Genomic DNA, 5087 nt, shown 5'->3' on the forward strand with positions numbered 1-5087 from the left:
GATCCCGGCGCGGTCGAGCAGCGAGGTTACGGTGGCGCCGAGCAGCTCTGCGGGATGCAGGCCGCTGAGCCAGCCCTTGCGCTTGCCGATGGGGCTACGGACGGCGTCGACGATGACGGGGGTTCCCATATCGATCGATCCTCACCTTCTGCTCCACTACGTGGGTAGAGCACGTTCTCGATTGTGGCGCTGATCCGGCCGCCTGTCGAGGCGCCGCGGCCGCGCGAGTGGACTCTTCTGGCCTGTGTGAATACTGAGCACAGTGCGTCCTTCGCAATCTAGCTCACGGCGCGGCCGACTGTGCTTCAATGAGTAGAACATGTTTCAGATACGCCTGGCCAGTCCCAGGTCGAGGCGCTTGAAGGAGGCGGCGTGAGCGTGCACTTCCCCGCGGGATTCGATTTCACCAGTCCCGACCTGTGGTCGGAGCGGCGGCCGGAGGCCGAATTCGCCGAGCTGCGGCGTTCCGCACCGGTGTGGTGGCAGGACATCCCTCCCGGCACCACCGGATTCGACGACGGCGGCTTCTGGGTGGTGTCCAAGCTGGAGGACATCAAGGCCATCTCGCGCAACCCGAAGCAGTTCTCCAACTGGGAGAACGGCGCGATCGTCCGGTTCGGCCCGGAGATCGAGCGCGAACAGATCGACGTGCAGCGGATGCTGCTGCTCAACATGGACCCGCCGCAGCACACCAAGACCCGTCGCATCATCTCGCGCGGCTTCACCCCCAAGGCGGTGCAGTCGCTGCACGACGCGCTCGCCGAGCGCGCCGAGCAGATCGTGCACGAGGCCCGCAAGACCGGCGGCGGCGACTTCGTCGAACAGGTCGCCAGCGAGCTGCCGCTGCAGGCGATCGCCGAGCTCCTCGGCGTGCCGCAGGAGGATCGCAAGAAGCTCTTCGACTGGTCGAACTCGATGATGGCCTACGACGATCCCGAGTTCGAGGGCAACTACATGACGGCCATGACCGAGTTCATGGGCTACTCGTGGAACCTCGCCGAGGAGCGCCGCGGCTGTCCGATGGACGACATCGTGACCTCGCTGATCCAGGCGGACATCGACGGTGAGGCTCTCGGGAGCGACGAGTTCGCCTTCTTCGTGCTGCTCTTGGCCGTGGCCGGCAACGAGACCACCCGCAACGCCATCAGCCACGGCATGAAGGCCTTCGTCGACAACCCCGATCAGTGGGAGATCTACAAGGAGCAGCGCCCGCGCACCGCGCCGGACGAGATCGTCCGGTGGGCCACTCCCGTCTCGGTCTTCCAGCGCACCGCGCTCGAGGACATCGAGCTGGGCGGACAGCAGATCAAGAAGGGGCAGCGGGTGGCGCTGTTCTACGCCTCGGCCAATTTCGACGAGGACGCCTTCGAGGACCCGTACACCTTCAACATCCTCCGGGATCCGAACCCGCACGTCGGCTTCGGTGGCTCCGGAACGCACCACTGCGTGGGCGCCAACCTGGCGCGCCTGGAGATGGACCTGATGTTCAAGGCGATCGCGGATGTGATGCCGAACATCCGGCAGCTGGAGGAGCCCGAGCGGCTGCGGTCCGGCTGGCTCAACGGCATCAAGCACTGGAAGGTCGCGTACGAGTAGGCCGTCCGCCGGATCACGACGAAGCCCCCGGGAATCTCCCGGGGGCTTCGTCGTGCGTGCCCGCGAAACGCGTGGAGCCGCTCGCCGTCAGGCCGGTTTGTCGGCGCCCACGAGCCACATCGAGAAGTACTGCGAGCCACCACCGTAGGCGTGGCCGAGGGCGGTCCGCGCACCGTCGACCTGGTAGTCCCCGGCCCGGCCCATCACCTGCTTGGCGGCTTCGGCGAAGCGGATCATGCCGGACGCGCCGATGGGGTTGGAGGAGAGCACGCCACCCGAGGGGTTGACCGGCAGCGTGCCGCCGATCTCGGTGCCGCCGGATTCGGTGAGCTTCCACCCCTCGCCCTCCGGGACGAATCCGAGGTTCTCCAGCCACATCGGCTCGAACCAGGAGAAGGGGACGTAGATCTCGGCGGCGTCCACCTGGGTGAGTGGATCGGTGATTCCGGCGTCGCGCCACAGCGCGGCCGCGGCGTCCCGGCCCGCCTGCGGGCTGACGTGCTCGCGTCCGGCGTAGGACAGCGGCTCGGTGCGCATCGCGGTCGCGAGCACCCAGCCCGGTCGGCGGCCCGTCGCGGCCTCGGATTGCGCCGCCGCGTCCTCGTCGCCGAGCACGATGGCGCAGGCACCGTCGGACGAGGGGCAGGTCTCGTCGAAACGAATCGGGTCCCAGAGCATCTGGGAGGCCTGCACCGATTCCAGGGTGATATCGGGCTGGTGCAGGTGCGCGAGCGGATTGAGCGCGCCGTTGCGCCGGTCCTTGACCGCCACCATCGCGCCCACGTGCGACGGTGCGCCCGACCGGCGGATGTACGAGCGCACGTGCGGGGCGAAGTAGCCGCCCGCGCCCGCGCCGACCGGCACGGTGAAGGGCACCGGGATCGACAGTGCCCACATGGCGTTCGACTCGGACTGCTTCTCCCAGGCCACGGTGAGTACGCGGCGGTGCACGCCCGCCTTCACCAGCGCCGCCGCGACGGCCGCGGTGGAACCGCCCACCGAACCGGCGGTGTGGACGCGGAGCAGCGGCTTGCCCACCGCGCCCAGTGCATCGGCGAGGAAGAGCTCGGGCATCATCACGCCCTCGAACATGTCCGGCGCCTTGCCGATCACGATGGCGTCGATATCGGCCATGCCGAGGCCGGCGTCCTCGAGGGCGCGGTCGACGGCCTCCCGGATGAGCCCCGCCATGGAGACGTCGGTGCGCTTGGCGCGATGGTGGGTCTGGCCGGTGCCGAGAACGGCGGTGCGGTGCGCGGTCACTTGGCCTCCATCACGGCGATCAGGTTCTGTTGCAGGGCATGGCCTCCGGTGGCGTGGGCGAGCACCTTCTCGGCGCTGCCGTCCCAGATCGCCCGAGCGGCCTCGCCGATACGGGCGAGGCCCGCCGAGAACATCGGGTTCCCCACGAGCGCGCCGCCGGACGGGTTGATCTGCGTGTCGTCGGTCAGCCCGATGGCCTTGCGCAGGATGAGCTCCTGGTGGGTGAACGGGGCGTGCAGCTCGGCGAGCTGCGCGCCCTCGGCGCCCGCCGCCCGGGCTGCCGCCGTGGTGGACGGGCTCGCCGTGAGATCACGCGATCCCAGTGCCGGTGAGTCGATCCGGTGTTCCAGGCCGGTGAGGAAGGCGGGGTTCGCCCGCAGTTCGCGGGCGCGCTCCGCGGAGGCGAGGATCGCGACGGCCGCACCGTCGGTGACCGGAGCGATATCGTGCCGCCGCAGCGGATCCGCCCACAGGGGTTCGTTCAACAGCGTGTGCGCGTCGACGGTGCGCGAGAACTGCGCGGCCGGGTTGGCGGTGGCGTCCGTGAGGCTACGCGCGGCCACCTGGGCCATCTCGGCCTCGGTCCACGCACCCGCGTCGATTCCCGCGCGTGCCTGCAACGCGGCCACGGAGACCGAGTCCGGCCACAGCGGCGCCACGGTGTACGGATCGAACTGCATGGTGAGCGTGCGGCGCAGCGTGCCGGCGGAGGACTTGCCGAAGCCGTACACCAGCGCGGTGTCCACCTCGCCGGTGCGGATCTTCACCCACGCCTCGTACAACGCCCAGGCGGCGTCCATCTCGACGTGCGATTCGTTGATCGGCGGCACCGCCCCGATCGAATCGATCGCGGCGATGAACGAGAACGCCCTGCCCGCCAGGTAGTCCGACGATCCGGAGCACCAGAATCCGATATCGGACTTGGTGAGCCCGGTCTGGGCGAAGACGTCCGCGAACAGCGGGATCAGCATCTCCACGCCGTTGGTGGTGGTCTCGGCGGCGCGCAGCCACGGGGTGGCGGCGTAGCCGACGACGGCGACGGAGCCGTCGGGATCGGTGCAGTGTCGTGTGCTCATCACAGATGCTTCTCGTAGCTGGAGTAGGGCGCGTCCGGCTCCCCGGTCGGCTCGAAATGCGAGATGTTCCCGGGACTCTCGGTCCATTCCTCGCGGGGCTTCCACGACGCGCGTACGCGCATGCCCATGCGGACCTCGGACGGTTCGCAGCCGAGGACCAGGTGCAGGAAGGGGATGTCCGCGCCGTCGATGAGGATGTAGGCGGCCACGTAGGGCGGCTTGATCCGCTGTCCCTGGAAGGGCACGTTGACCACGCAGAAGGTGGTCACCACGCCGGTGTCCGGCAGGTCGACCTCCTCGGTGGTGGGGATACCGTCGATGGGGCAGGCGTTGCGCGGAGGCACGTAGACGTTGCCGCACGTGGAGCACCGCTGGCCCAGCAGCCGTCCTTCGGCGAGTGCCCGCAGGTATCGGGTCTCGGGTACCGAGGCGGAGTGCTCGAGGTGCAGCTCCACCGGCGTGGTGAGGATCGTGACGGGATCGTCCGTCTCGGCCGTCCCGTCCGGGACCCCGGCGCCCTCGCCGGGCTCGAACGCGAGGATGTCGCCGATCGCCCCCGTCGGCTCGTCGGCCCACCGGGCGCGCACGCGCATGCCGGAGCTGACCTGTGCCGGGTCGGTCACGTCGAGCGCGTGGAGCAGCGCGGTATCGGCACCGTCGAGCCGGATCAGGGCGTAGGCGAAGGGCCGGTCGAAGGGCTGACCGTCCACCGGGTGCGCGTTCCACGACCAGCTCACCACGGTGCCGGTGTCCGAGACCGGCACCACCTCGGTGAGCGCGGCGTGGGTGTCCGGGTCGAACTCCAGGGGCGGCACGTGCACCCGCCCGGCGGCGTCGCGGGTGCCGACGATGCGGCGCTCGCGGAGGTTGGTCATGAACGCGCTCAGCACCGGCCCGAGTGATCGGGTGTAGTCGAAGGACATGATCATCGGCGCGGAGAGCGTCTGCGGTTCGGCAGTCACCACCCGAGTGAAACATGTTCTAACTTTTTGGCGCAAGGGTATGCCGGAAAAGGCTTTATGGGCTTACCGTGGATTCATGGACGATCTGCATCGGGAGCCGCTCGTCGGCGATATCCTGCTCCGCTCGCTCGACGCCTATCCCGGCCGGACGGCGGTGCACGTCACCGGCCCCTCGGGTGACAGCATGCTG

General features: G+C 69.1%; 4 protein-coding genes and 1 pseudogene. 1 reads left to right on the plus strand and 4 read right to left on the minus strand.

The genetic code is table 11. The features are described from left to right. Positions 1 to 129 (minus strand): annotated as a pseudogene (locus ABD108_RS06345) (steroid 3-ketoacyl-CoA thiolase); the annotation flags it as partial. Between the two features lie 243 nt (positions 130 to 372). On the opposite strand from ABD108_RS06345, the gene ABD108_RS06350 reads away from it, so the two are divergent. After that, positions 373 to 1596: a cytochrome P450 gene (locus ABD108_RS06350; protein WP_220657583.1), complete on the plus strand. Its 1224-nt coding sequence runs from the start codon at positions 373 to 375 to the stop codon at positions 1594 to 1596. An 87-nt stretch (positions 1597 to 1683) separates the two neighbouring features. Here the strand turns inward: ABD108_RS06350 and ABD108_RS06355 are convergent, their stop codons facing one another. From ABD108_RS06355 to ABD108_RS06365, 3 genes are read right to left on the minus strand one after another with little or no spacing between them, the layout of a single operon-like run. Continuing rightward, positions 1684 to 2859, minus strand: coding sequence for a thiolase domain-containing protein (locus tag ABD108_RS06355; protein ID WP_343929806.1), 1176 nt, complete (start codon positions 2857 to 2859; stop codon positions 1684 to 1686). Next, positions 2856 to 3935, minus strand: coding sequence for a thiolase domain-containing protein (locus tag ABD108_RS06360; protein WP_343929807.1), 1080 nt, complete (start codon positions 3933 to 3935; stop codon positions 2856 to 2858). Before ABD108_RS06360 ends, ABD108_RS06355 begins: the two co-directional genes overlap by 4 nt. After that, on the minus strand, positions 3935 to 4864 hold the full coding sequence (locus ABD108_RS06365) for a Zn-ribbon domain-containing OB-fold protein (protein WP_305111399.1): 930 nt from the start codon (positions 4862 to 4864) through the stop codon (positions 3935 to 3937). The genes ABD108_RS06360 and ABD108_RS06365 overlap by 1 nt, the downstream gene beginning before the upstream one ends. Positions 4865 to 5087: the final 223 nt, after the last annotated feature.

Origin of the sequence: Tsukamurella strandjordii (genome assembly GCF_039525985.1) — a bacterium.
In the GTDB taxonomy this organism is placed as follows: domain Bacteria; phylum Actinomycetota; class Actinomycetes; order Mycobacteriales; family Mycobacteriaceae; genus Tsukamurella; species Tsukamurella strandjordii.

Bases quoted from the DNA above. Each gene is read 5' to 3' on its own strand.
- ABD108_RS06360 (WP_343929807.1), bottom strand. From the start codon at position 3,935: ATGAGCACACGACACTGCACCGATCCCGACGGCTCCGTCGCCGTCGTC.
- ABD108_RS06365 (WP_305111399.1), bottom strand. From the start codon at position 4,864: ATGATCATGTCCTTCGACTACACCCGATCACTCGGGCCGGTGCTGAGC.